The following is a 24370-nucleotide window of genomic DNA, read 5'->3' on the forward strand; positions in this document are numbered from 1 at the left end:
ACACTCATGATCAAGTCAGGCGATCCACGCTTTTTCACTCGAACGTGTGTTTGGCGCAACCTTTCGAAAGCAACTACCGTTGTCCAGCAGGGAGACAATCGAGAGGGGCCGACGTGACCACCACCGCAGACAGTGCCATCATCACCGCCCAGGACCGCTCCCAGGGCCGACTCGAGCCGGTGCATGCGATGAACGAAGCCACGAATACCGAGGGGCACAAGCGTTCCCTGCCGGGCCGACCTCCAGGCATCCGGGCGGACAGCTCGGGGCTCACCGACCGGCAGCGACGGGTGATCGAGGTCATCCGGGACTCCGTGCAGCGGCGTGGCTACCCGCCGTCGATGCGGGAGATCGGCCAGGCGGTCGGCCTGTCCAGCACCTCCTCGGTCGCACACCAGCTCATGGCGCTGGAGCGCAAGGGCTTCCTGCGGCGCGACCCGCACCGCCCCCGCGCGTACGAGGTGCGCGGCTCCGACCAGGCCGCGGCCGTGCAGCCGACGGACACCGCCGGCAAGCCCGCCGCGTCGTACGTCCCGCTGGTCGGCCGGATCGCCGCCGGCGGCCCGATCCTCGCCGAGGAATCGGTCGAGGACGTCTTCCCCCTCCCCCGGCAGCTCGTGGGCGACGGCGAACTGTTCGTGCTGAAGGTCGTGGGCGACTCGATGATCGAGGCCGCGATCTGTGACGGCGACTGGGTCACCGTCCGCCGCCAGCCGGTCGCCGAGAACGGCGACATCGTGGCCGCCATGCTGGACGGCGAGGCCACCGTCAAGCGCTTCAAGCGTGAGGACGGTCATGTGTGGCTGCTCCCGCACAACGCGGCCTACGAGCCGATCCCCGGTGACGACGCGACCATCCTCGGCAAGGTGGTGGCCGTACTGCGCCGCGTCTGAGGCCGGCGGCGGTCGGGCCTCCTCGATCCGCCCCCCTGACTGGGCCCCGGGATCCCTGCGCCGGTTCCGGGGCCCTGTGCTGTGCAGAACCGCTCAGCGGGACTCCCTCAACCGCTCACCCGCATGCACCCCGGGGCCGGGACGGCCCGCCGCCCACCGGCACCGCCGCGCCTCCGACTGTCGGCTGCACGGCGGTTCCGCCTGTGGATACACGACGGTTCCGTCCGCGGTACTCCCCGCGCTCCGTCCCCCGGCCCTACTCCGCTTCCGTCTGCCGGGCCGCCGCGTCGATGGCCGCCAGGGACCTGCGGACCTGGTTGCGGTCCGTCGTGTACCAGAAGTCCGGCATGGACGCCTTCAGGTAGCTCCCGTAGCGGGCCGTCGCCAGCCGCTGATCCAGTACGGCGACCACCCCGCGGTCCCCCGACGCGCGCACGAGCCGGCCCGCGCCCTGGGCCATGAGCAGCGCGGCGTGGGTGGCGGCGACCGCCATGAAACCGTTGCCGCCGGCGTCCTCCACGGCCTTCTGCCGGGCGCTCATCAGCGGATCGTCCGGGCGCGGGAACGGGATCTTGTCCATGACGACCAGCTGACAACTGGGCCCGGGCACGTCGACGCCCTGCCACAGCGACAGGGTGCCGAAGAGACACGTCTTCGGATCCGCCGCGAAGTTCTTGATCAGTTCGCCGAGGGTCTCCTCGCCCTGGAGGAGGATCGGGAACTCGGGGATGCGGCTGCGGAGCTCCTCGGCGGCGAGCTGAGCGGCCCGCATGGAGGAGAAGAGGCCGAGGGTGCGCCCGCCGGCCGCCTGGATCAGATCCGTCAGCTCGTCCAGCATGTCGCCACGGTCGCCGTCGCGAGCGGGACGGGCCAGATGCTTGGCGACGTACAGGATGCCCTGCTTGCGGTAGTCGAAGGGCGAGCCGACGTCGATGCCCTTCCACGGGGGGACGTCCTCGCCCTGGGTGCCCTCCGGGGCCAGGCCCAGGGAAGCGCCCACGCCGTTGAAGTCCCCGCCCAGCTTCAGGGTGGCCGACGCCAGGATCACCGAGCGGTCGGCGAAGAGCTTCTCCCTCAGGAGAGCCGACACGGACATGGGGGCGACGCGCAGGGAGGCGCCGAAGCGCTCGTGCCGCTCGTACCAGACGACGTCGTACTCCGAACCGTTCACGATCCGCTCCGCGACGTCGTGGACGCTCTCCACGGAGGCGAGTGCCTGCTTGCGGATCGCGTCCTCGTCCTGCACCGACTTGTCGCGGGTCGCACCGATCGCGGAGATGACGGTGCGGGCGGCATCGCGCAGTGCCATGAGGGCGTAGCCCAGGTCCTCCGGGATCTCCTCCAGACGGCCCGGCAGCGCGAGCTCCATCAGCCGCTCGAAGCCCTCGGCGGCGGTCTGGAGCTGGTCGGCTGCCTTCTCGTCGACCAGCTTGGCCGCTCGGCGCACCGCGCGGTTGACCTGGCCCGGGGTGAGCTCGCCGGTCGCCACGCCGGTGACCCTCGACACCAGCTCATGGGCCTCGTCGACGATCAGAACCTCGTGCTGCGGCAGGACCGGGGCACCTTCGATGGCGTCGATCGCCAGCAGGGCGTGGTTGGTCACGACCACTTCGGCCAGCTTGGCGCGCTCGCGGGCCATCTCCGCGAAGCACTCGGCGCCGTACGCGCACTTCGAGGCACCCAGGCACTCCCGCGACGACACCGACACCTGTGCCCAGGCGCGATCGGAGACACCCGGTGTCAGGTCGTCCCGATCGCCGTCCTCCGTCTCGTCCGCCCAGTCACGCAGCCGCAGCAGGTCCTGGCCCAGCTTGCTGGTGGGCGCCGCCGCCTCGAACTGGTCGAACAGGCCCTCCTCCTCGTCCTGCGGCATGCCCTCGTGCAGGCGGTGCAGACAGAGGTAGTTCGACCGGCCCTTGAGCATGGCGAACTCCGGGCGGCGGCGCAGCAGCGGATGCAATGCCTCGACCGTGCGCGGCAGGTCCCGCTCCACGAGCTGGCGCTGCAAGGCCAGGGTGGCGGTCGCCACGACGACGCGCTCCCCCTGCGCGAGTGCCGGCACCAGGTAGCCGAGCGACTTGCCGGTGCCGGTGCCGGCCTGGACCAGCAGATGGGATCCGTCGTCGATGGCCTCCGCGACGGCTTCGGCCATGGACACCTGGCCGGGGCGCTCCGTACCGCCGACAGCGGCGACGGCGGCATGCAGGAGTTCGGGGAGAGAGGGCTTCGTCATAGCGCGACCACCCTACGGCGCGGCAGTGACAAACGTGTGGGCAAGGCGGACGGGAGGGGTGGGATCAAGACTCTGAGCTTCCCGGTGGGTGCGGGCGGGCGTGCGGATTTCGGGTCGGGTGTGCGGGAGGGAGGGACGGGGGTGGGAGACGGAAAGGTGATCGTCCGTCTCGAAGCGGGAACCCGCACGACTCGCGCGACGTTACGGAAAATGACGGGGATGCCACGGAGTGTCACCGTCACGGCAGTTCACGTGGGTTCCGGTCTCGGACCATGAGGGCGGCTCGCTTGTCGGGCAGGTCGACCTCGGCGAAGAACCGGAAGCCGGCGTTCAAGAAGGCGGCTACGGAGGGGGTTTTGCGGATGTCGGGTTCAGCGACCAGGCGCGCGCAGACAGGCGAGGCGTCGAGTACGAGCTCTGCGACGGCTCGCAGGAGAAGGCCGCCAAGCCCTCGTCCACGGTCGGCGGCAGCACCGATGAGCAGGTGGAGACCGGTGTCGTGGGGTCGGGCCGGATAGTGGCGGGCCAGAGGATCGAGGTCCGCACGGTAGATCTCCCAGTAGCTCATCGGCCTGCCCTCGAGCACACCGAGGCACGGGACGCTGTGTCCCCGGCCGGTGACCTGACGGCGCAGATGGTCCGCGGTCACGGACGGGGGCCCCGCGAGTTGCCAGAACGCCGCGACCGCGGGGTCGTTCATCCACCGGCTGATGCGCGCCGTGTCCCTCTCGACCCGAACGGGGGCGAGACGGAACGCGCCCACGGCGGTGAGAGTCGGCCCCCAGCCGACCCGCCCCGCTGCACAGCCGACGGCGGGGAAAGTGCCGGCACGGGTGCCAGCGGCAGCGGCAGCGGCAGGGGCAGGGGCAGGGAGCGACACGACCGAGACTCCTCAGTGGTTCACGGATGACGGTTCACGGGGTCAGCAGTCACGGGTCGAGGGACAAGAGCTTCATCGATGCAGGGGGTTGGCGATGGTGACGTACACGGACTGGGTCTCGACCGGGCCGACGAGTTCGTCCAGGCCGTGCAGCCGGGTCAGCAGGTTGGCCTTGCATCGCAGGACCGGCGAGTCGAGCAGCCGGACGGGCAGTGAACTGCGCAGCCGGTGGGGGCCGGCTGCGGCAGCGGTGAGGAATCGCCGGAAGGCGGCGAGCAGCAGACACTCGTCGGCGAGCCGCTGGGAGCCGAACGCGCCGATCAGTCCGAGCACGTTGTTGATCCCGAGGTAGTACGCGAAGCGCTCGTCGGTGACCTCGTCGGAGACGAAGGTGTCGCTGCGCTCGCCGACACCCGGCAACCGGGCTTCGAGTTCCGTGCGGCGGGAGGCACGGAAGTAGTAGCCCTGGTTGTCACGGTAGCGGCCGCCATGGGGCCACCCGGCGGAGTCCAGCAGGAGCAGGGTGTTCTGCTGGTGCGCCTCCAGGGCGATGCCTGCTTCGCCGTCGAGCCACAGCACCGGACGGACGACCTGCTCGAGGTAGCGCAGGAACCACTCGGCGGCGACGGTCTCGCGTCGTCGTCCCGTGCTCTCGGCGAGACGGGTGACGAGTGCGGCCAGCCGGGAGCGCCCGGACGGGGAGGGGTCAGGCTGGGACCGGGGTGCGAGCAGGCCCGCGACGCAGGAGACGTCGTCCGCGGGGGTGAACGGGTTGTGCCGGATCATCACGTCGAGGCCGGTCACCGGAAGGCCGTCCGGCCCGTCGACGGCGAGCCAGGCCGGATCCCGCACGATGTCGAAACGGGGGTGAGCGGCTCGCCACCGGTCGGAGAGGCCGGTGCGCAGCAGCCGGTGCACCTCGACACCACGGTGGAGTTCCTTGCGCAGGTTCTCACGGCAGGAGTTGGTGATGCGCAGCCCGAGCGACAGCTTCAGCATCGCCGGGGCGCCGGAGCGGTAGACGGTTCGGACGGAGGAGGTGGGATGCCAGGCGGGCCCGTGCGGGCCGAGGTCCCGGAGCAGTCCGGCGTCGATCAGCGCCGCGACGTCGGGGCGGTGGTGGACCTCGCGGAGCTGCCAGGGGTGCAGGGGCAGGGCGGCATGGCCGTCGGGCAGTGCCAGACCGGGGCCGGCGAGTCGGGCCGACAACCGGTCAGCGGTGACCGCGCGGCCGCGCTCGGTCCAGGCGGAGTCGGCGGCGAGGAGGGAGGGGTCGACGGCGAGCCAGTGGAGAGGGAAGGAGCCGCGCAGTTCGGGTGAGTACAGGCGGGCTTCGGCGTCGGTGAGCCCCTCACGGCTCTTGGGAGTCGGGTGCAGCGGGTGTCCGAGTGTCAGAGCTTGCTCGGCGGAGAGGAAGAGGTCTCTCTCGGCAGCGGGACGCTCCCGGCGCTCACTGATGAAGCCGGCGGTACGGCGGACGGAGTCGGCGACACGGGCCACCAGGTCCGCGCCATGAGCGGCAGTGTCAGCCGGCACCGGGTCCACGCCGTCACCGGCGGCGGGCGGCACGAGATCCATCCCGTCACCAGTAGGGGACGTCGGCACGAGATCCACCCCGTCATCGGCAGTGGACGTCGGGCAGGGCGTTGGTTCCGCGTCGGCGGTCGTGGCCGTGCGCGGGCTGGACGCACCGACCGCTTCGCGGGCCAGCAGCGCCGCGACCGTGACCGCGTCGACGGGCGGGAACCGGTCGGGGACCCCGGCCAGGCGCGGCCGGCCCAGCCGGTGCCAGCCCGTGGGAGACCAGTAGTGGACCGGGGCGACCAACGCGGTGCCGCTGGCGGGCAGCGGGAGACGCAGGACGCCGTCGCGGGGAGCGGCCGACCCGTTCTCACGCACCCAGCACCGCAGCAGGTTCTCGACCGCGGCGGCCTGTGCTGCCGTGAGCGGGTCGGGATGGTCGAGGGGGTCGTCGGGAGAGCCGTGCGGCGGCCTCGGGACGGCCGGCTGCCCCTGTGGGCGGGGGATGGTGATGGCCGATCTCGTGAAGACCGGCGGTACGGAGGAGGGAGATGTCGATGCGTGGGAGGTGGCTCGCGCGGGGGCCGGGGAGTCGGAGTTCAGGGGGGAGGTGTTCACGGTCGTTCCTCGTCGGGTGGGGGCGCCTCGGTCGGCGGTGCGTCGGGCTGCTGCGGCAGAGGGCGCGCGGGGTCGCCCGGGCGTGGGGGATGCCCCGGTTACGTGCGGCCGGCGGGAGGCCGGCGCCGCGCGGTCTGCCCGGTCGGCTGGGACACCGCCTCGATCGCGTCGGAGAGCCGGTCGAGCACCGCGGCCGCCTGTTCGTCGGTGATCGTCAAGGGCGGCAGGAGACGGACGACGCTGGCGTGGCGGCCGCCGATATCGACGATCAGGCCGCGTCGCAGACACTCCCGCTGGACCGCCGCGGCCAGTTCGGGCGCGGCGGGATGCGGGCCGCGGGCCGGCGCTGTCGTCGTCTCCGCACCGAGGACCGGCGCCGCCGTCGTCTCCGCGGCACCGACCGAACCCGGTGTCGCGCCCGCGGTCCGCGCCGCCGAGGCGGCTCTCGTCTCCATGGCGCGGGCCGGCGCAGCGGTCGGCTCCGGGCCGTGCACCGACCCCGCTGCCGTCCCCCCGCCGAGGGCCGCGAGGTGCGGCTGCGAGAGTTCCCCCGGTGGGACCGAGCCGATCGCCTGGGCCGACCCCCCTCGCCCGCGCTCCCCCTCCGGGTCCACCATCTCGACGCCGATCATGAGCCCCCGCCCCCGGACCTCGCCCATGCACGGGAACCTCTCGGCCAGGCGCCGGAGCTGGGCGAGCATGTGGGTGCCGAGCGTGGCGGCGCGTACGGCGAGGTTGTTGGTGCGGACATAGGCGAGGGTGGCCGTGCCGGCGGCCATGGCGAGTTGGTTGCCACGAAAGGCGCCCGCGTGTGCCCCGGGTTCCCAGGCGTCGAGGTCCTCGTGGTAGACGATGACGGCCAGGGGCAGACTGCCGCCGATGGACTTGGAGAAGACCATCACGTCCGGGACGATCCCGCTGTGCTCCACGGCCCAGAACGCGCCGGTGCGGCCGACGCCCGTCTGGATCTCGTCGGCGATCAGCGGGATCGACCGGTCGGCGGTGATCTGCCGCATGCTCCGCATCCAGGCGTCCGGTGCGGGGATCACACCGCCCTCGCTCTGGACAGGTTCGAGGATCATGCCGGCGGGCGGGCGTACGCCCGACGAGGGGTCGTCGAGGACGGACGCGGTCCAGCGTGCGGCCAGGTCGGCTCCGCGCTCGCCGCCGACACCGAACGGGCAGCGGTAGTCCTGCGGATAGGGCAGCCGCGTCACCGCCCCGTCGAAGGCGTCCCCGGAGCGATCGAGGGCTCCCGCCGTCGTGCCGTGGTGGGCACCGGTGAAGGCCAGGACACCCGTGCGACCGGTGGCGGCCCGCACCAGGTTCAGGGCGGCTTCCACCGCGTCCGTGCCGGCCGGCCCGCAGAACCGCACGCGCGCGTGCTCGGTGAGTCCTGGCGGCAGAGTGCGGAACAGTTCGGCGAGGAAGGCGTCCTTGACCGGGGCTGCGAGGTCGACGACGTGCAGGGGGGCGCCCGAGTCGAGGACCTTGCGGATGGCCTCCAGCACGACGGGGTGGTTGTGACCGAGGGCCAGGGTTCCCGCGCCCGAGAGACAGTCGAGGTAGCGGCGGCCGTCGGCGCCCTCGATGGTCAGTCCCCGTGCCCGGACCGGCACGATCGGAAGGGCACGCGCGTAGGTGCGCGCCGCCGACTCGCGCGCCGGCTGGCCCGGCAGGATCACCTGGTCCGACGGTCCGCTCGCCTGCGCGCCGGCCATGGGGGAGACACCGGCGCCGGCGGTGGTCCCGGCGGCGGGCGCCCCGCTCGCACCTCGCGTGACGCCGCGGGTTTCCGTCCCGGGCTCTCCGACCTCCGGCGCCCCGTCCGACGCCTCCCCGGGTCCAGGTTCGTTCACGGCCACGGCCCTGTGTCCTCCCGTTCTCCAGAGGCGAGTCGGTGTGTCACGGAAGCCGGGGCGGCGCCGGATCCGCCGGCCTCCGGGGGGCTCCGGGGGGCTCCCGGGGGCTCCGGGGGGCTCCGGGCGGCGCCCCTCGCACGCTCGGTCCGCGCCCTCGGTGGAATTCCGCGCGGAGGGCCGGACGCAGACGGCCGGCCCTCACGGCTACCAACCCCGGACCGTCCACCGGGTTACGGGTTGCCTCAAGATCCTTGCCGTGACGGAACCGTTGCCGTTCGATCGGAAGTCCCCCACAGCGAGCGCATATCGTGTGATGCCGTTCCACAGGACCGTCAGACCCGGGTGAACTCGCCGCGAGAGCACGCCGAGCGCCCGGCGGGAGAACGGTCATCGCTCCAAGTTCGTTGACAGCAGGGGGAAATCAGACCATGCGATCCATACGGCCGTCGTTCACCGCTCGTCGAGGGGGGAACGCCCGCCGCAGAACCTCCCCCGCACTGGGCGCCGCCGCCCTCGCCTCGGTGCTCGTTCTCACCGCGACCGCCTGCGAGTCGGGCGACGCCGACGCGACCAGCCAGGTATCCGCGTCCGCCTCGGCGAGCAGCGACGGCAAGATCACGATCCCGGACCACCTCAAGGACAAGCTCAAGGAACACGGGATCGACCTCGACAAGTGGAAGAACGGCGCCTGGAAGAACTGGGACCGGGACGACTGGCTGCGCGAGGCGCAGGACTACGTCAACCCGATCATCGCGGGCCTGTGGGACCCGGACCGGATGCGTGAGGCGGAGGACCCGGACCGGGCCGTCGACGACAGCGACCTCTCCGGCGACCAGGGCGTGACGGACCCGGCGCCGAAGGCGGTGGAGGCGGCGGCCGTGGCGTCGACGTACCACGCCAACGCCCCCGAGGCGGGCAAGGTGTTCTTCGACTCCCCCAAGGGCACGATGGTCTGCTCGGCGACGGTCGTGCAGGACCCTGCCCACCCGGGCAAGTCCAACCTGGTCTGGACGGCGGGTCACTGTGTGCACGCGGGCAAGGAGGGCGGCTGGTACCGCAACATCGCGTTCGTGCCGTCGTACAACGACGCGGGCGAGTCGGTCCAGGAGCTGGAGACGGCCACCAAGGAGGAGGTGGCGCCGTACGGGGTCTGGTGGGGTGAGTGGGCGCAGACCTCGGAGCAGTGGATCGAGCAGGGCGGTCAGACGGGCGGTGACGGCGCCTCGTTCGACTTCGCCGTGATCCATGTGACGCCGGAGGAGGGCGGATCCGGCAAGTCCCTGGAGGAGACGGTCGGTTCGGCGCTGCCGGTGGACTTCACGGCCCCTGCCGTGCCGCAGGTGAAGGGCATCACCGCGACGGGCTACCCGGCGGCGGCGCCGTACGACGGGCAGAAGCTGTACCAGTGCGAGGACAAGCCGGGGCGGCTGTCGCTCAGCGCGTCGGACCCGACGATGTACCGCATCGGCTGCTCGATGACCGGTGGTTCGTCCGGCGGCGGCTGGGTGGCGACGGGGTCGGACGGCAAGCCCGCGCTGGTGTCCAACACGTCGATCGGCCCGGTGGGCGCGGGCTGGCTCGCGGGACCGCGGCTGGGTGAGGCGGCCAAGGGCGTGTACGACGCGGTGAGCGAGAAGTTCGCCGGTCAGTGATCGTCGACGGTGGGGTGTCTCACGGGAATCTTCACCACCCCACCGCCGTTCGTCCCGGTTTCCCCGGGCATAGTGAGGTGTCGTCACGAACGGTCTCCGCAGCAGCGAGCCGCGGCCGGTGACACCTCCATCTGACAAGCACATGACATTCACGCGTTTCAACGGGGGACATCGCAGCATGCGTTCCACACATACGTCCGGCCCGCGCCGCCGCGGGCGGCGCCAGACCTTCCTCGCGGTCACCGGGCTGGTCTCGGCCCTGGCGCTGACCGCGACCGCCTGTGAGGGCTCGGCCGACGACAAGGCCGACGCCTCCGCCACGTCGTCCCAGGCCGCCGCCGACACCGGCGACGGCAAGGTCAAGGTCCCGTCGAACGTCGCCGACAAGCTCAAGCAGCACGGCATCGACGTCGACGACTGGGCGAAGGGCGGCTGGAAGGACTGGGACAGGGACACGTGGCTCCGCGCCGCCAAGGACTTCGTCAACCCGGTGATCGAGGGTCTGTGGAAGCCGGAGCGGATGCAGTCCGCGAAGGAGGCCAACAAGACGGTCACCACGAAGGACACCGCCGCTGACCAGGGCGTCAGCGACCCTGAGCCGGCTCCCGTGGAGGCCGAGGCCGAGAAGACTCCGTACCACGAGAACGCCGCCCCGGTCGGCAAGGTCTTCTTCGACACCCCCGCCGGGACGGCAGTCTGCTCGGGCACCGTCATCTCGGACGTGAACCACCCGGGCAAGTCCAATCTCGTCTGGACGGCGGGTCACTGCGTGCACGCCGGTGGCGCGGGCGGCTGGTACCGCAACATCGTCTTCGTCCCGGCCTACAACGACCTCGGCAAGACCGAAGCGCAGCTGGGCAACGCGACGGCCTCGGAGATCTCGCCGTACGGCAACTGGTGGGCCGACTGGGCCTCCACCTCCAACGAGTGGATCTCGGGCGGCTCGGACACGGGCGGCGCGGGCGCCCCGTACGACTACGCGGTGCTGCACGTGACGCCGGAGCAGGGCTCCAAGTCTCTGGAGGAGACCCTCGGCGCGTCGCTGGACGTCGACTTCTCGGCGCCGGCCACCACCACGGTCGACGCGATGGGCGCCTGGGGCTACCCGGCGGCGCCGCCGTACAACGGGCTGAAGATGTTCAAGTGCATCGACCGTCCCGGGCGGCTGTCGCTGAACCCGACCCTGCCGACGATGTACCGCATCGGCTGCACCATGACCGGTGGTTCGTCCGGTGGCGGCTGGTTCCGGATGGTGGACGGCAAGACCAAGCTGGTCTCGAACACCTCGATCGGCCCGACCGACAACACCTGGCTGGCGGGCCCGCAGCTCGGCGCGGAGGCCAAGGCGATCTACGACAACATGAGCAGGACCTACGGCGGTCGGTGAGCCGTGCACGGCCCGAGGGCCCGGGCCCCCCCCCACCAAAGGGGGAGGACCCCGGCCCTTTTTCCAGCGGGGTCTCGCACTGACGCCTGGAACGCCGAGTGCGACTCCCCCCCCCCCCCCCCCTCCCCCCTCCCCCCCCCCCCCCCCCCCCCCCCCCCCCCCCCCCCCCCCCCCCCCCTTCCCCCCGGGCCGTGTGCCGGACGGGTCAGGCCAGCGGTGCCGGGACGTACGGTGCGAGGTCCGCCGCCAGCTCCTCGTGCACCCGCGCCTTCAGCAGGGTGCCCTCCGCCGTGTGCTCCGCGGAGATCACCTCGCCCTCGGAGTGGGCACGGGCGACCAGCTTGCCGTGCGTGTACGGCACGAGCGCCTCGATCTCGACCGAGGGGCGCGGCAGCGCCTCGTCGATGAGCGCGAGCAGCTCGTCGATGCCCTGACCGGTACGGGCCGAGACCGCGATGGAGCGCTTCTCGATCCGCATCAGCCGCTGCAGCGTCAGCGGGTCGGCCGCGTCGGCCTTGTTGATCACGACGATCTCGGGCACGTCGACCGCGCCGACGTCCCGGATCACCTCGCGCACGGCAGCCAGCTGCTCCTCCGGGTCGGGGTGTGAGCCGTCCACGACGTGCAGGATCAGGTCGGACTCGCCGACCTCCTCCATCGTGGAGCGGAACGCCTCGACCAGGTGGTGGGGCAGATGGCGGACGAACCCGACGGTGTCCGCCAGGGTGTACAACCGGCCGCTCGGCGACTCGGCCCGGCGCACGGTCGGGTCGAGGGTCGCGAACAGGGCGTTCTCGACCAGCACGCCCGCGCCGGTGAGGCGGTTGAGCAGCGAGGACTTGCCGGCGTTGGTGTAGCCCGCGATGGCGACGGACGGCACCCTGTGGCGCTTGCGCTCCTGACGCTTGATCTCGCGGCCGGTCTTCATCTCCGCGATCTCCCGGCGCATCTTCGCCATCTTCTCGCGGATCCGACGCCGGTCGGTCTCGATCTTGGTCTCACCGGGACCACGGGTGGCGAGACCGCCGCCCTTGCCGCCGCCCATCTGACGGGACAGCGACTGACCCCAGCCGCGCAGCCGCGGCAGCATGTACTGCATCTGCGCGAGCGCGACCTGCGCCTTGCCCTCGCGGGACTTGGCGTGCTGGGCGAAGATGTCGAGGATCAGGGCCGTACGGTCGATGACCTTGACCTTGACGACGTCCTCGAGGTGGATCAGCTGGCCCGGGCTCAGCTCACCGTCGCAGATGACGGTGTCCGCGCCCGTCTCGACGACGATGTCGCGCAGCTCGTCGGCCTTGCCGGAACCGATGTAGGTGGCCGCGTCGGGCTTGTCGCGGCGCTGGATCACGCCGTCGAGCACGAGCGCGCCCGCGGTCTCCGCGAGGGCGGCGAGCTCCGCGAGGGAGTTGTCCGCGTCCTGCACGGTCCCCGAGGTCCAGACGCCGACGAGCACGACCCGCTCCAGGCGGAGCTGACGGTACTCGACCTCGGTGACGTCCTCGAGCTCGGTGGAGAGGCCCGCGACGCGGCGCAGGGCCGCGCGCTCGGAGCGGTCGAACTGGTCGCCGTCCCGCTCTCCGTCGATCTCGTGGCTCCAGGCGACGTCCTCTTCCATCAGGGCATCGGCCCGAAGACCTTCGGGGTAGGCGTGCGCGAAGCGCTTGGTGTCCTGGGAAAAGGAAGAAGAGGAGGTCATTGGGTCCTTACGTCGTTGGGGATGCCGGTTCGGCGGTCAATGTGTTCAACGCGCGAGCTCCTCGGGAGATTCCCGTGTCCCGCGACCCGCCGACCCCACGATGGTCGCACGGTACGGCCCGTCTCGTCACCGTGTTATTCCGCGGCCGTCACGGTCGGCGCCGTCGGCTTCCAGTTCGGGTGGCCGGGCATCGGCGGGGTCTTCTCGCCGTACAGCCAGGCATCGAAGAATCCTCCGAGGTCACGCCCGGAGATCCGGGCGGCCAGGTGGGCGAAGTCGGCGGTGGACGCCGTGGCGTCCTGGTGATCGCGCACCCAGGTCCGCTCCAGCCGGTCGAACGCCCGGGCGCCGATCTCCTGGCGCAGGGCGTACAGGACGAGGGCGGCGCCGTCGTAGACGTTCGCGCGGAAGATGCCGATCTTCTGACCGGGGACGGGCGGCTTGGGCGCCCCGGGCGGGCCGCCCGCCGCGCGCCACCGGTCGGAGGCGGCGTACGCGGCCTTCATGCGCGCCTGCAGCGCACGCCCCGCCTTCTCCTCCGCGTACAGGGCCTCGTACCAGGTGGCGTGCCCTTCGTTGAGCCACAGGTCGGACCAGGTGCGCGGGCTGACGCTGTTGCCGAACCACTGGTGTGCCAGTTCGTGCACCATGATCGACTCGATGTACCACTGGGGGTAGGCGGGCTCGGTGAACAGGTCGCGCTCGAAGAGGGAGAGGGTCTGGGTCTCGAGTTCGAATCCGGTGGTCGCGTCGGCCATGAGCAGGCCGTAGGTCTCGAACGGGTAGGGGCCGACCCGCTTCTCCATCCAGGTGATCTGCTCGGGGGTCTTCTTCAGCCAGGGTTCGAGCCGGTCGCGGTCCCGGGTGGGGACGACGTCCCGCACGGGCAGCCCGTGCGGCCCCTCGCGGTGCACGACGGTGGAACGGCCGATGGACACCTGGGCGAGCTCGGTGGCCATGGGGTGCCGGGTGCGGTACGTCCAGGTGGTGGTGGTGCCGGTCTTCACGACGCCGTCCGGCAGCCCGTTGGCGACGGCCGTGTAGCTGTGGGGGGCGGTCACCCGGATGGTGAACAGCGCCTTGTCGGAGGGGTGGTCGTTGCAGGGGAACACCAGGTGGGCGGCGTCGGCCTGGTTGGCCATGGCGAGTCCGTCCGCGGTCCGCACCCAGCCGCCGTCCCGGCCCTCGGCGCTCACCGGGTCGCTGGTGTGGCGCACGGTGACGCGGGTCCGGTGCCCCCGGGGCAGCGGCTCCTCGGGCGTGATCACCAGGTCCTCGCCGGCGCCGGCGAAGCTCGCGGGCTCGCCGTCGACCTCCACGGCCGTGACCTCGCCGTGCGCGAAGTCGAGGTTGAGCCGGTCGAGCGAGGCCGTCGTCCGGCCGTCGATGGTGGTGACGGCCTGGAGGGGCTTGCCGTTGCTGCCGGAGTAGGTGAAGGACAGGTCGTACGACGCCACGTCGTATCCGGGGTTGCCGAGGTGCGGGAAGAGGCGGTCGCCGACGCCGAGCGGGGTCGGCGGCGCGCTGACGGCGACGAGGCAGACGGACACGGCCGAGGCGAGGAGGGCGGAGGTGAGACGCCGGGCGGGGCGGTTGCGGGGGCGCCGCGTGTCCGTGCGGGACTCCAGGGGGCCGTTGCGGTGCGGGAGGAGACCGGTACGCGGTCCCGTGGCGTCCGCGTGGTCGGGACGTGCCTGTGCACCGGTGGCCCGGTCGCGGGGGGTGAGCAGCATGGACCACCGCTACCAGCGTGCGCGGAGCCCGTGGGGACGGCGCGCGCCCGGCCCACCCGAACGGGTGCGCACGCGCGCGTGGGGTGACGGGGGCGCTGGAGCAGCGGTCGAGGACGAGGGCCGTTGCGCACGCCCGCGGGGGGCGAGGGCGGCCCTCGGGGCGAAAGCACTCCCCTGCGGCGTCCGTCTCTGCTCAGGACGCCGAGGCGTGGTCCTGGGCGCGGCTCACGTCGTACACGCCGGGCACGTTCCGCATGGCGCGCATCAGGGTGGGCAGGTGGGCGGCGTCGGGGAGTTCGACGGTGTAGGTGTGGCGTACGCGCTGCTGGCTGGGGGGTTCGACGGTCGCGGAGACGATCTCGGCTCCTTCCAGAGCCATCGCCTCGGTGAGGTCGGCCAGCAGATGCGGCCGGCCGAACGATTCGGCGACCAGGGTGACCCGGCACGCGGTGGTGTCGCCCCAGCGCACGTCCGCCTGCGGGCGCCCCGCGCTCGTCATGCGTGCCACGGCGGCGCACTCGACCCGGTGCACGGTCACCACTCCCCCGCGTACGGCGAAGCCTGTCACCTCGTCGGACGGTACGGGCGTACAGCATCCGGCGAGCCGGACGCTCGCGCCGGGACGGTCCACGACGGTGAGCGCGGCGACGGAGCGGGGGGCGAGGGCGTCGGGTGAGGGGCGGGGCGCGGGGCCGTCGAGCGGGACGGCGCCCTCGGGCGCTACCGCGTCGGACCCGGGCCGCCCGGTACCGCCGTCGGCCTGGGCCGCACCGGCGCCCTCGTCCTCGTCCGTGCCCGGATGGGCCGCCAGCCACCGCTGGATGGCGATGCGCGCGGCGGGGGTGTGGGCGTGCTCCAGCCACTCCCTGGAGGGCTCGGAGGCGGCGTCCTGGCCCATGAGGAGCTGGACGGTGTCGCCGTCCCGCAGCACGGTGCTCAGGGTCGCCAGTCGGCCGTTGACGCGGGCTCCGATGCAGGCGTGCGCGTCCTCGCCGTACTGCGCGTATGCGGCGTCCACGCAGGTGGCGCCGTCGGGCAGGCCGATGGTGCCGCCGTCGGGGCGGAAGACGGTGATCTCGCGGTCCTGGGCGAGGTCCTCGCGCAGGGTGGACCAGAAGGTGTCGGGGTCCGGGGCGGCCTCCTGCCAGTCCAGGAGGCGGGAGAGCCAGCCGGGCCGGGTCGGGTCGACGCGCTCGCCGTCGGCCGGGCCGGTGTCGCCGGTACCGCCCTCGCCGCCCTGCTCCTCCGAGGGGGGCGCGTAGGGGTTGCCGAGCGCCACCACTCCGGCCTCGGCGACCTTGTGCATCTGGTGGGTGCGGATGAGGACTTCAGCGACCTGCCCGTCCGCGCGGGCGACGGCGGTGTGCAGCGACTGGTAGAGGTTGTACTTGGGGACGGCGATGAAGTCCTTGAACTCCGAGACGACGGGCGTCATGCAGGTGTGCAGTTCGCCGAGGACCGCGTAGCAGTCGGCGTCCTCGTTGACGAGGACGAGAAGGCGTCCGAAGTCGCAACCGCGCAGCCGGCCGCGCTTGCGGGAGACGCGGTGGACGGAGACGAAGTGCCGTGGCCGGATCAGCACCTCGGCCTGGATGTCGGCGTCGCGCAGGACCACGCGCATGGCCTCGGCGAACTCGGCGAGCGGGTCGTCGGCACGGGAGGCGTTGTCGACGATCAACTCGCGTGTGTGCTGGTACTCCTCGGGGTGCAGGATCGCGAAGACCAGGTCTTCCAGTTCGGTCTTGAGGGCCTGGACGCCGAGGCGTTCGGCGAGCGGGATGAGGACGTCCCGCGTCACCTTGGCGATGCGTGCCTGCTTCTCGGGGCGCATCACGCCGAGCGTGCGCATGTTGTGGAGCCGGTCGGCGAGTTTGATCGACATCACGCGGACGTCGTTGCCGGTGGCGACGAGCATCTTGCGGAAGGTCTCGGGCTCGGCGGCGGCGCCGTAGTCGACCTTCTCCAACTTCGTGACCCCGTCGACGAGGTAGCGCACCTCCTCGCCGAACTGCTCACGTACCTGATCCAGCGTCACCTCGGTGTCCTCGACGGTGTCGTGGAGCAGGGAGGCCGTCAAGGTGGTGGTCTCGGCGCCGAGTTCGGCCAGGATCAGCGTCACCGCGAGCGGGTGGGTGATGTACGGCTCGCCGCTCTTGCGCATCTGGCCGCGGTGCGAGGACTCGGCGAGCACGTAGGCGCGGCGCAGCGGTTCGAGGTCGGCGTCGGGGTGGTGGGCGCGGTGCGCCTCGACGACGTGGCTGATCGCGTCGGGCAGTCGGCCGCGGGAGGCGGGGCCGAGCAGTGCGGCCCGGCCCAGACGGCGCAGGTCGATCCGGGGGCGGCTGCGCCTGCGGGACGCGGCGGGCACCACCGGGCCTGCGGTCGCGGGGTTCGTGGCCTCCGCACTCATGGGCACCTCCGGCTGCGTTGACCGGCGGACGGGGTGCCCCAGGGCGGACACGGCTCAGGGGGCTGGCAACGTCCCCCGTCCGGGCCGGTGCTTGATGCTACCGAGCCCATCACGCCGGACTGACCGCCTCTCGCCGAGCGTGAAACGGATCACCCATTCGAGCGATGGACGAAAGGTTTACGATTTTGCGCCATCCTGAGCGGAGCGGGTCGCGTTCTCGCACTCACGCGCCCGCTCCCGGCACCACTCCTGCACCCTCCGGGCGGCTCGGGCCTCCGATGCCAAGCCGCCGTACGGGTCATCGAAGGGCGTTTTCCAGCCACTCCTGGTCGATCTCGCCCTCGGCGACGATCACCGCGGGGCCGGTCATCTCGATCTCGCCGTCCGTCCTCTCGGTGATGACCAGGCGGCCGCCGGGGACGTCCACGGTGTAGGTCGTCGGTGTCCCGGTGACGGACGGGTCGGCGCCGTGCCGGCGGGCTGCGGCCACGGCGACCGCGCACGCGCCCGTGCCGCAGGAGCGGGTCTCGCCGACACCGCGCTCGTGCACGCGCACGGCGACGTGCCCGGGGCCGCGGTCGACGACGAACTCGACGTTGACGCCGTCCGGGTAGGCGGAGGCGGGGCTGAAGGGCGGCGGGGAGTACAGGTCGCCGGCGTGCGCGAGGTCGTCGACGAAGGCGACGGCGTGCGGGTTGCCCATGTTCACGTTCCGCGCGGGCCAGCTGCGCTCGCCGACGCTCACGGTGACGTCCCCCTCGGGCAGGCGGGCCCGGCCCATGCCGACGGTGACGTCGCCGTCCTTGGCGATGTGCACCTTCTTCACGCCCCCGCGCGTGGCCACCGCGGCGTCGCCCTCGGTGACGAGCCCGGCGTGCTGGAGGTAGCGCGCGAAGACCCGGACGCCGTTGCCGCACATCTCGGCGATGGAGCCGTCGCCGTTGCGGTAGTCCATGAACCACTCCGCCTCGGCCGCCATGGCCCGCGCCTCGGGGTGCGCGGCGGACCGCACGACGTGCAGCAGCCCGTCACCGCCGATGCCCGCGCGACGGTCGCACAGGGCGGCGACGGCGGCCGGGGGAAGGTCGATGTCGTTCTCGGGGTCCGGGACGATCACGAAGTCGTTCTCGGTGCCGTGCCCCTTGAGGAAGGCGATCCGCGTGCTCATTCCTCGATCGTACGGGGTGGGTACGACAGCGGGTCGCGCCCGCCTGGACCGCGGGACGGGGGGATCACAATCCGGCCGCGGCACTGCCCACCTCGGCCGCGGGAACGCCCACCTCGGCCGCGGAGGCGCCCACCTCGCCGGGAGCTCGCGACGGTCCACGGGGTTCGGCACGCGCGCGTGGCCGCCTGGTCCGGCGTCGAGGAACCAGTGGGCGTTGTTCCGGCTTCACGCACGCGCGCGTGGCCGCCTGGTCCGGCGGTCGAGGAACCAGCGGTCGTGGGTCCGGTGATTCCCGCACGCGCGTGGCCCTCGGCACGAGTGGGCGAGTGAAGCCGGCCGGACGGCTTCACTCAGCGCAGTCGGGCGACCCGCCACACCGCGAGCACGACCACCGCCGCGACCACGACGACGTACGCCAGGACGATCCGCCAGTCGGGGCGGCGACCGGAGCCGCGCGGGGGCAGGCCGGGCCACGTGTAACCCACGCGGCGGGCGGCCGTCATGCCCCAGCCGGCCGCGCAGGAGCAGATGAGCAGCCCCAGCATGGCGATCATGGCCCCGCTGTCGCCGAAGTCGAAGGCGAGCGGGAAGGCGAACATCAGGGAGCCGGTCGCGGCCAGCCCCACGATGGGGGCGAGCTGCCAGATCCGCAGCCGTCGCTGCGGGCGCAGCTCGACCTCGACCTCGGGCCCGCTCGCGAACATCTCCTCGGGCTCGGGGCCGTCGGCGGTCACGCCGTCGCGGGTGTCGTCCTCCGGACCGTCGGGGCTCAGACGGCCTTCCTCCGGCTCCGGTTCCCCACGCTCGGTGGTGACGTGCTCGGTGCCTTGTGCGGTGTCGCGAGGGCCGGCCTCCATCGCCACGCGCCCTCCCAACTCGGACTCCACTTGGTCGATCGAAGCTCGATGATGGCACGCTGGTGAAGCCCCGGATGGCGGCCTGAGCGTCCCGATGCCATGACGTGATCAGGCTGTGACCGGTCGTTCGACCAACGCCAGGGCGAGCTCGGGAAGTTCTGTGAGATCCGCCGCAGCCCCACTCAACCAGTGCACCCGCGGGTCGCGCCTGAACCACGAATCCTGACGGCGCGCGAAGCGCTTGGTGGCACGGACGGTCTCCGCACGCGCCTCGTCCTCGGTGCACTCACCGGACAGCGCCGCGAGGACCTGCTGGTATCCGAGCGCGCGGGAGGCCGTACGCCCCGCGCGCAGGCCCTGCGCCTCCAGCGCGCGCACCTCGTCCACGAGCCCCGCGTCCCACATCCGGTCGACGCGGCGGGCGATGCGCTCGTCGAGTTCGGGGCGCGCCACGTCGACCCCGATCTGAACGGTGTCGTAGACGGAGTCATGGCTCGGAAGGTTGGCGGTGAAGGGCCGGCCGGTGATCTCGATCACCTCGAGGGCGCGGACGATACGACGGCCGTTGCTGGGCAGGATCGCCTGCGCGGCCTCGGGGTCGGCGGCCGCCAGCCGGGCGTGCAGCGCGCCGGAGCCGCGCAGGGTCAGCTCCTCCTCCAGCCGCGCCCGGACCTCGGGGTCGGTGCCGGGGAACTCCAGGTGGTCGACGGCGCCGCGGACGTACAACCCGGATCCGCCGACGAGAATCGGCCACCGCCCCTCGGCGAGCAGCGCGTCGATCCGGGCACGGGCCAGCCGCTGGTACTCGGCGACGGAGGCGGTGACGGTGACGTCCCAGATGTCGAGGAGGTGGTGCGGGACGCCGCCGCGCTCCTGTGGCGTCAGCTTGGCGGTGCCGATGTCCATCCCTCGGTAGAGCTGCATGGAGTCGGCGTTGACGACTTCGCCTCCGAGTTGCCGGGCCAGGAAGACGCCCAGATCGGACTTTCCGGCCGCAGTGGGGCCGACGACGGCGATGACGCGGGGGGCGGGGGGTGCGCTGCTCACCGCACCAGTTTCGCAAACCTCGCACCCCGCCCTCGAACGAGTTACGTGACGGGCTCGGTCCGACGTCGTTGCCCGTTGCGAGATTTCCGTCGCCTGTGTCCAGGGGGCGGCGCATCCCCGGTGGCGCAAACGGACGCACCGGGCAACGCGGGATTTCCCCCGCACGAGTACCGTATGGAGTGGATATGGGCGTTTTTGCGCGGCTTTTCCGGAGGTCGAAGGCCACATCGGAGGCGGCTACGGAGGAGACGGTCACGGACGGGACGGTCACGGAGGAGACGGCCGCACAGGCGGCGCAGTCGGCCGACGACACCCCGGCCGGTACGCCGTCGGACGACAGTGAGGCGGAGCGGGCTTCCGAGGCGGAGCGGGCTTCCGAGGCGGCGGCGGCGAAGAAGCGGGCCGAGGCCGAGGACACCGGGAAGACGGCGGAGCCCGCCGCGGGCGCCGGCACCGACGGTGTCGAGATCCCCCGGCAGCAGTCCGCCGAGGAGGCCGTCGACAGCGGGGCCGGTGATGGCGCCCGCACGTAACGGCCCTGCCAGGGAAGGTGACCCATGGGTCTTTTGAACAACTTGAAGGCCAAGCTCGCCCCGGCCAAGGACAAGGTCTCCGACCTCGCCCAGCGTCACGAGGGCAAGGTCCAGCACGGCATCGACAAGGCCGCGAAGGTCGTCGACGACAGGACCAAGGGCAAGTACAGCGACAGGATCCACACGGGCACCGACAAGGCCAAGGGCGCCATGGACCGGCTCGCGCACAGGAACGATCCGGGGGCGGGCGGCGACACGTTCACGCCGCCGGGCACGCCCCCGCCGGCCTCCTGACCTCCCTCGGCAGCACGTCGATCGGCGGACGGCCGCGAAGCGGGAACGCTCGCGGCCGTCCGCCGTTGCCACCGACTCGACGGCCGCGGAGGCCACCGTCGCCGACCGAGGGCACGCCGGCCGCTCGCACGACCGGGCCGCGGCCACCGGCCCCGGGCACCTCCGGCCGCTCGCGCGACCGGGCACCGCGGCCACCGGGCCCGGGCACCTCCGGCCGCCGCCACCACGCCGCCGGTTCGCGACCTCACGGCCGTCCCCACCCTGCGGCCTACGACCAGGCGGCCACCACGTAGCCCACGCCGTACGGCGCGTCCTCGTAGAGCAGCGTGCCCGACAGCTCCGCAGCCTCGGCCGCGCCGGCGAGCACCTGCCAGGGGGCCCGGCCCGAGACCAGCAGTTCGTGGGCGAGCCCGGCGTCGAGCGCCTGGAGGGCGGCGACGTCCGCCGTGCCCAGCGCCCGCGCGGCCTCGGCGTCGAAGGGCGCCGCGCGCTCGTCGAGGTAGCCCGGCGCCTTCAGCGTCCGGCGCGCGCTGGCGTCGCCCATCACCAGCAGGGCGACCCGCCCGGACCGTCCGCCGATGTCCCTGCCGAGGTCGGCACACCGCTCGGCGGTGAGGGACGCTGCCACGCCGAGCCCCTCGATCGGGGCGTGCGACCAGCCGGCCCGCTCCAGCAGCCAGGCGGCGACCGCGAGAGAGGGCGGCAGCGCGCGCTCGGGCCCCGGGCCCGCACCACCGCGGCCGAGCCGTACGGCGAGATCCACACCGAAGCCGGCGAACGAGCCCCGCGCTCCCTCCGGGTACACACCCTGCCCGGTTTCGTCCGCCGGTCCGACGACCACGAGCCGGTCGGGCCGTGCGGCGGTCAGCACCGCCAGCGCGTCGGAGCAGGCGGCACGCGCGACGTCCAGCTCGGGTGCGGCACCCGCGGCGACCTCGGGCACGAGCAGGGGCGGACACGGGGCGACGGCGGCGGCGACAAGCATGATCGGCAGGGTAACCCGGCCCGACCCATCCACCGCGCGGCGCCGCGACCGGTCAGTCGCAGCCGCAGCCGCTGCCCGTCGCCACCGGAAGCGGCGCGGGCACGCCGACCTTGGGCAGGCCGAGCATGACGCCGGCCGCCTTCTGGGCCTTCTCGAGGTTCCGCTTCTCCCAGGCGTCCCCCGCGCGCGTGCGGCGCACGTCGAGGACGGCGCCCTCGGCGAGGAGGTGGTGCGGGGCGGCATAGGTGACCTCGACGGTCACCACGTCACCGGGGCGCACCTCCTGCTCCGGCTTGGTGAAGTGGACCAGGCGGTTGTCGCGGGCGCGGCCGGAGAGGCGGTGGGTGGCGCCGTCCTTGCGGCCCTCGCCCTCGGCGACCATCAGCTCGAGGGTGCGCCCGACCTGCTTCTTGTTCTCCTCCCAGGAGATCTCCTCCTGAAGGGCGACGAGACGCTCGTAGCGCGCCTGGACGACCTCCTTGGGGATCTGGTTCTCCATGGTGGCCGCGGGCGTGCCGGGCCGCTTGGAGTACTGGAAGGTGAACGCCTGCGCGAAGCGCGCCTCGCGCACCACGTGGAGCGTCTGCTCGAAGTCCTCCTCGGTCTCGCCGGGGAAGCCCACGATGATGTCGGTGGTGATCGCGGCGTGCGGGATGGCGGCCCGCACCTTCTCGATGATCCCGAGGTACCGCTCCTGGCGGTAGGAGCGGCGCATCGCCTTCAGGACCGTGTCCGAGCCGGACTGGAGCGGCATGTGCAGCTGCGGCATGACGTTCGGCGTCTCGGCCATGGCGGCGATGACGTCGTCGGTGAAGTCGCGCGGGTGCGGCGAGGTGAAGCGGACGCGCTCCAGGCCCTCGATCGCGCCGCAGGCGCGCAGCAGCTTGCTGAAGGCCTCGCGGTCGCCGATGTCGGATCCGTAGGCGTTGACGTTCTGGCCGAGCAGCGTGATCTCGGAGACGCCCTCGCCGACCAGGGCCTCGATCTCGGCGAGGATGTCGCCGGTGCGGCGGTCCTTCTCCTTGCCGCGCAGGGCCGGGACGATGCAGAAGGTGCAGGTGTTGTTGCAGCCGACGGAGATCGACACCCAGGCCGCGTAGGCGCTCTCGCGGCGGGTCGGCAGCGTGGAGGGGAACGCCTCCAGCGACTCGGCGATCTCGACCTGCGCCTCTTCCTGCACGCGCGCGCGTTCCAGGAGGACCGGCAGCTTGCCGATGTTGTGCGTGCCGAAGACGACGTCCACCCAGGGCGCCTTCTTCACGATGGTGTCCTGGTCCTTCTGCGCCAGACAGCCGCCGACCGCGATCTGCATCCCGGGCCGCGAGGCCTTCTTCGGCGCGAGCCGGCCGAGGTTGCCGTACAGCCGGTTGTCGGCGTTCTCACGTACGGCACACGTGTTGAAGACGACGACGTCCGCGTCACCGTCCGATCCCTGGGGCGCGCGCACGTACCCGGCCTCTTCGAGCAGCCCGGACAACCGCTCGGAGTCGTGGACGTTCATCTGGCACCCGTAGGTGCGGATCTCATAGGTCTTAGACGAGGAGACGTCCACGGCGGTGCTCCGGTCGCTGCTGCTGGTCATGCGACAAGGGTAGGCGGTCCGATGCGCTGCTCCTTCGGGGACGGCCGGGTGAGATCCTCTTCCCGGTTGTTCCGACGCGAGGAGTTCTCCCTTGACCACCGTGCGCAAAGCCGTTGTCGCCGCCGCAGGACTGGGGACGCGCATGTTCCCGATCACCAAGGTGATCGAGAAGGCGATGCTGCCCATCGGACGCCGGCCCACGATCGACTACATCGTCCGCGAGTGCGCCTCCGCCGGTGTGGAGGAGATCGCGATCGTGGTGCGGAAGGGCAGTACGCAGATCCAGCGGTACTACGGGGACGACAGCGAACTGCGCGCCCTGCTGAGCCGACGCGGATGGGACGAGAAGGCGCGGGCTCTGGACGAGTTCGGCCCGGTCCCGTCGATCACCTTCGTCGAGCAGTCCCTGGAGGACAGCTACGGCACCGCTCTGCCGGTGATGCTCGCGAAGGACTTCATCGCCGGGGAGAGCTTCTTCTTCCTCTCCAGCGACGACCTGCTGGTGGACGAACCGGGTCGGTCCACCCTGTCGGAGCTGGCCCGCGACGCCGCCGGCGGTTACGCGCTCGTCGGCCAGCCGATGGCCGGCACCGCCGTGGAGCGGTACGGCCGCCTCCGCACGACCGAGACCGACGGACGGCTGGTGCTGACCGATCTCCTGGAGAAGGAGGGCGGTCTCCCCGAGGGCGAGCGTGCCCTGATCAACATCAGCAGGTACGTCTTCCCCGCGGAGTTCCTCTCCGTGCTCGCCGCGGTGGCCGAGCACGAGGAGTCCGGGGAGTACCGCCTCACGGACGGGTTGTTGGAAGCGCTCCGCTCCCAGCGGGTCGCCGTGACCGTCAGCCGGGGCCGCTACTACGACCTCGGGAGCGCCCAGGGGCTGGCCGAGGCGTCCCGGCACGTCCTCGACGACTAGGTCGGGGGAGGTGTCCGGGAAACCCCCCGGCATCCGTTCGGCCCATCAGTTCGCGCCGGACGGTGCGGGGCGTTCCTACGGTCGCAGTAGCGGCTTGCTC

General features: G+C 72.2%; 18 protein-coding genes. 6 read left to right on the forward strand and 12 right to left on the reverse strand.

From position 1 onward, the window contains the following. Window positions 1-113: 113 nt before the first annotated feature. Window positions 114-893, forward strand: coding sequence for a transcriptional repressor LexA (gene lexA, locus ACZ4YY_RS30035; RefSeq protein WP_468297306.1), 780 nt, complete (start codon window positions 114-116; stop codon window positions 891-893). Between the two features lie 256 nt (window positions 894-1149). Here lexA and ACZ4YY_RS30040 read toward each other — a convergent pair whose 3' ends face one another. The 4 genes from ACZ4YY_RS30040 to ACZ4YY_RS30055 all read right to left on the reverse strand — a co-directional run bounded on the left by ACZ4YY_RS30040 (window position 1150) and on the right by ACZ4YY_RS30055 (window position 7866). Next, window positions 1150-3126, reverse strand: coding sequence for an ATP-dependent DNA helicase (locus tag ACZ4YY_RS30040; protein ID WP_468297309.1), 1977 nt, complete (start codon window positions 3124-3126; stop codon window positions 1150-1152). Between the two features lie 238 nt (window positions 3127-3364). Continuing rightward, window positions 3365-4006: a GNAT family N-acetyltransferase gene (locus ACZ4YY_RS30045; RefSeq protein ID WP_468297313.1), complete on the reverse strand. Its 642-nt coding sequence runs from the start codon at window positions 4004-4006 to the stop codon at window positions 3365-3367. A 72-nt stretch (window positions 4007-4078) separates the two neighbouring features. Beyond that, window positions 4079-6034 (reverse strand): IucA/IucC family protein, encoded by a 1956-nt coding sequence (locus tag ACZ4YY_RS30050; RefSeq protein ID WP_468297454.1) that lies wholly within the window; start codon window positions 6032-6034, stop codon window positions 4079-4081. 209 nt (window positions 6035-6243) lie between these two features. Beyond that, window positions 6244-7866, reverse strand: a complete 1623-nt coding sequence (locus tag ACZ4YY_RS30055; RefSeq protein WP_468297457.1) for a diaminobutyrate--2-oxoglutarate transaminase family protein — start codon at window positions 7864-7866, stop codon at window positions 6244-6246. Between the two features lie 569 nt (window positions 7867-8435). On the opposite strand from ACZ4YY_RS30055, the gene ACZ4YY_RS30060 reads away from it, so the two are divergent. Both ACZ4YY_RS30060 and ACZ4YY_RS30065 read left to right on the forward strand, forming a co-directional pair. After that, entirely contained in the window at window positions 8436-9659 is a 1224-nt protein-coding gene (locus ACZ4YY_RS30060) for a trypsin-like serine peptidase (protein WP_468297315.1), read from the forward strand. Window positions 9660-9837: 178 nt separating this feature from the next. Then, on the forward strand, window positions 9838-11046 hold the full coding sequence (locus ACZ4YY_RS30065; protein WP_468297318.1) for a trypsin-like serine peptidase: 1209 nt from the start codon (window positions 9838-9840) through the stop codon (window positions 11044-11046). Window positions 11047-11251: 205 nt separating this feature from the next. Here the strand turns inward: ACZ4YY_RS30065 and hflX are convergent, their stop codons facing one another. The 6 genes from hflX to miaA all read right to left on the reverse strand — a co-directional run bounded on the left by hflX (window position 11252) and on the right by miaA (window position 19960). Beyond that, window positions 11252-12745 (reverse strand): GTPase HflX, encoded by a 1494-nt coding sequence (hflX, locus tag ACZ4YY_RS30070; protein ID WP_468297321.1) that lies wholly within the window; start codon window positions 12743-12745, stop codon window positions 11252-11254. A 134-nt stretch (window positions 12746-12879) separates the two neighbouring features. Next, complete coding sequence (locus ACZ4YY_RS30075; protein ID WP_468297324.1) at window positions 12880-14478, reverse strand: M1 family metallopeptidase; 1599 nt, start codon at window positions 14476-14478, stop codon at window positions 12880-12882. A gap of 193 nt (window positions 14479-14671) precedes the next feature. Beyond that, on the reverse strand, window positions 14672-16888 hold the full coding sequence (locus tag ACZ4YY_RS30080; protein WP_468297327.1) for a RelA/SpoT family protein: 2217 nt from the start codon (window positions 16886-16888) through the stop codon (window positions 14672-14674). Window positions 16889-17186: 298 nt separating this feature from the next. Then, window positions 17187-18056: a diaminopimelate epimerase gene (gene dapF, locus ACZ4YY_RS30085; RefSeq protein WP_468297330.1), complete on the reverse strand. Its 870-nt coding sequence runs from the start codon at window positions 18054-18056 to the stop codon at window positions 17187-17189. Between the two features lie 350 nt (window positions 18057-18406). Then, window positions 18407-18913 (reverse strand): hypothetical protein, encoded by a 507-nt coding sequence (locus ACZ4YY_RS30090; protein WP_468297461.1) that lies wholly within the window; start codon window positions 18911-18913, stop codon window positions 18407-18409. Window positions 18914-19021: 108 nt separating this feature from the next. Next, complete coding sequence (miaA, locus tag ACZ4YY_RS30095) at window positions 19022-19960, reverse strand: tRNA (adenosine(37)-N6)-dimethylallyltransferase MiaA (RefSeq protein ID WP_468297333.1); 939 nt, start codon at window positions 19958-19960, stop codon at window positions 19022-19024. A gap of 185 nt (window positions 19961-20145) precedes the next feature. On the opposite strand from miaA, the gene ACZ4YY_RS30100 reads away from it, so the two are divergent. Beyond that, entirely contained in the window at window positions 20146-20493 is a 348-nt protein-coding gene (locus ACZ4YY_RS30100; protein ID WP_468297336.1) for a hypothetical protein, read from the forward strand. 24 nt (window positions 20494-20517) lie between these two features. After that, complete coding sequence (locus ACZ4YY_RS30105; protein WP_468297338.1) at window positions 20518-20787, forward strand: antitoxin; 270 nt, start codon at window positions 20518-20520, stop codon at window positions 20785-20787. A gap of 268 nt (window positions 20788-21055) precedes the next feature. On the opposite strand, the gene ACZ4YY_RS30110 is transcribed toward ACZ4YY_RS30105, so the two are convergent. Further along, on the reverse strand, window positions 21056-21772 hold the full coding sequence (locus ACZ4YY_RS30110; protein WP_468297340.1) for a class III extradiol dioxygenase subunit B-like domain-containing protein: 717 nt from the start codon (window positions 21770-21772) through the stop codon (window positions 21056-21058). Window positions 21773-21824: 52 nt separating this feature from the next. Continuing rightward, the gene (gene miaB / locus ACZ4YY_RS30115; RefSeq protein WP_468297343.1) at window positions 21825-23354 is read right to left on the reverse strand and encodes a tRNA (N6-isopentenyl adenosine(37)-C2)-methylthiotransferase MiaB; all 1530 of its coding nucleotides are present in this window, start codon (window positions 23352-23354) and stop codon (window positions 21825-21827) included. A gap of 100 nt (window positions 23355-23454) precedes the next feature. On the opposite strand from miaB, the gene ACZ4YY_RS30120 reads away from it, so the two are divergent. Beyond that, on the forward strand, window positions 23455-24270 hold the full coding sequence (locus tag ACZ4YY_RS30120) for a sugar phosphate nucleotidyltransferase (RefSeq protein WP_468297465.1): 816 nt from the start codon (window positions 23455-23457) through the stop codon (window positions 24268-24270). The last annotated feature ends 100 nt before the right edge of the window (window positions 24271-24370 follow it).

Source organism: Streptomyces sp. NPDC030143 (genome assembly GCF_055573695.1).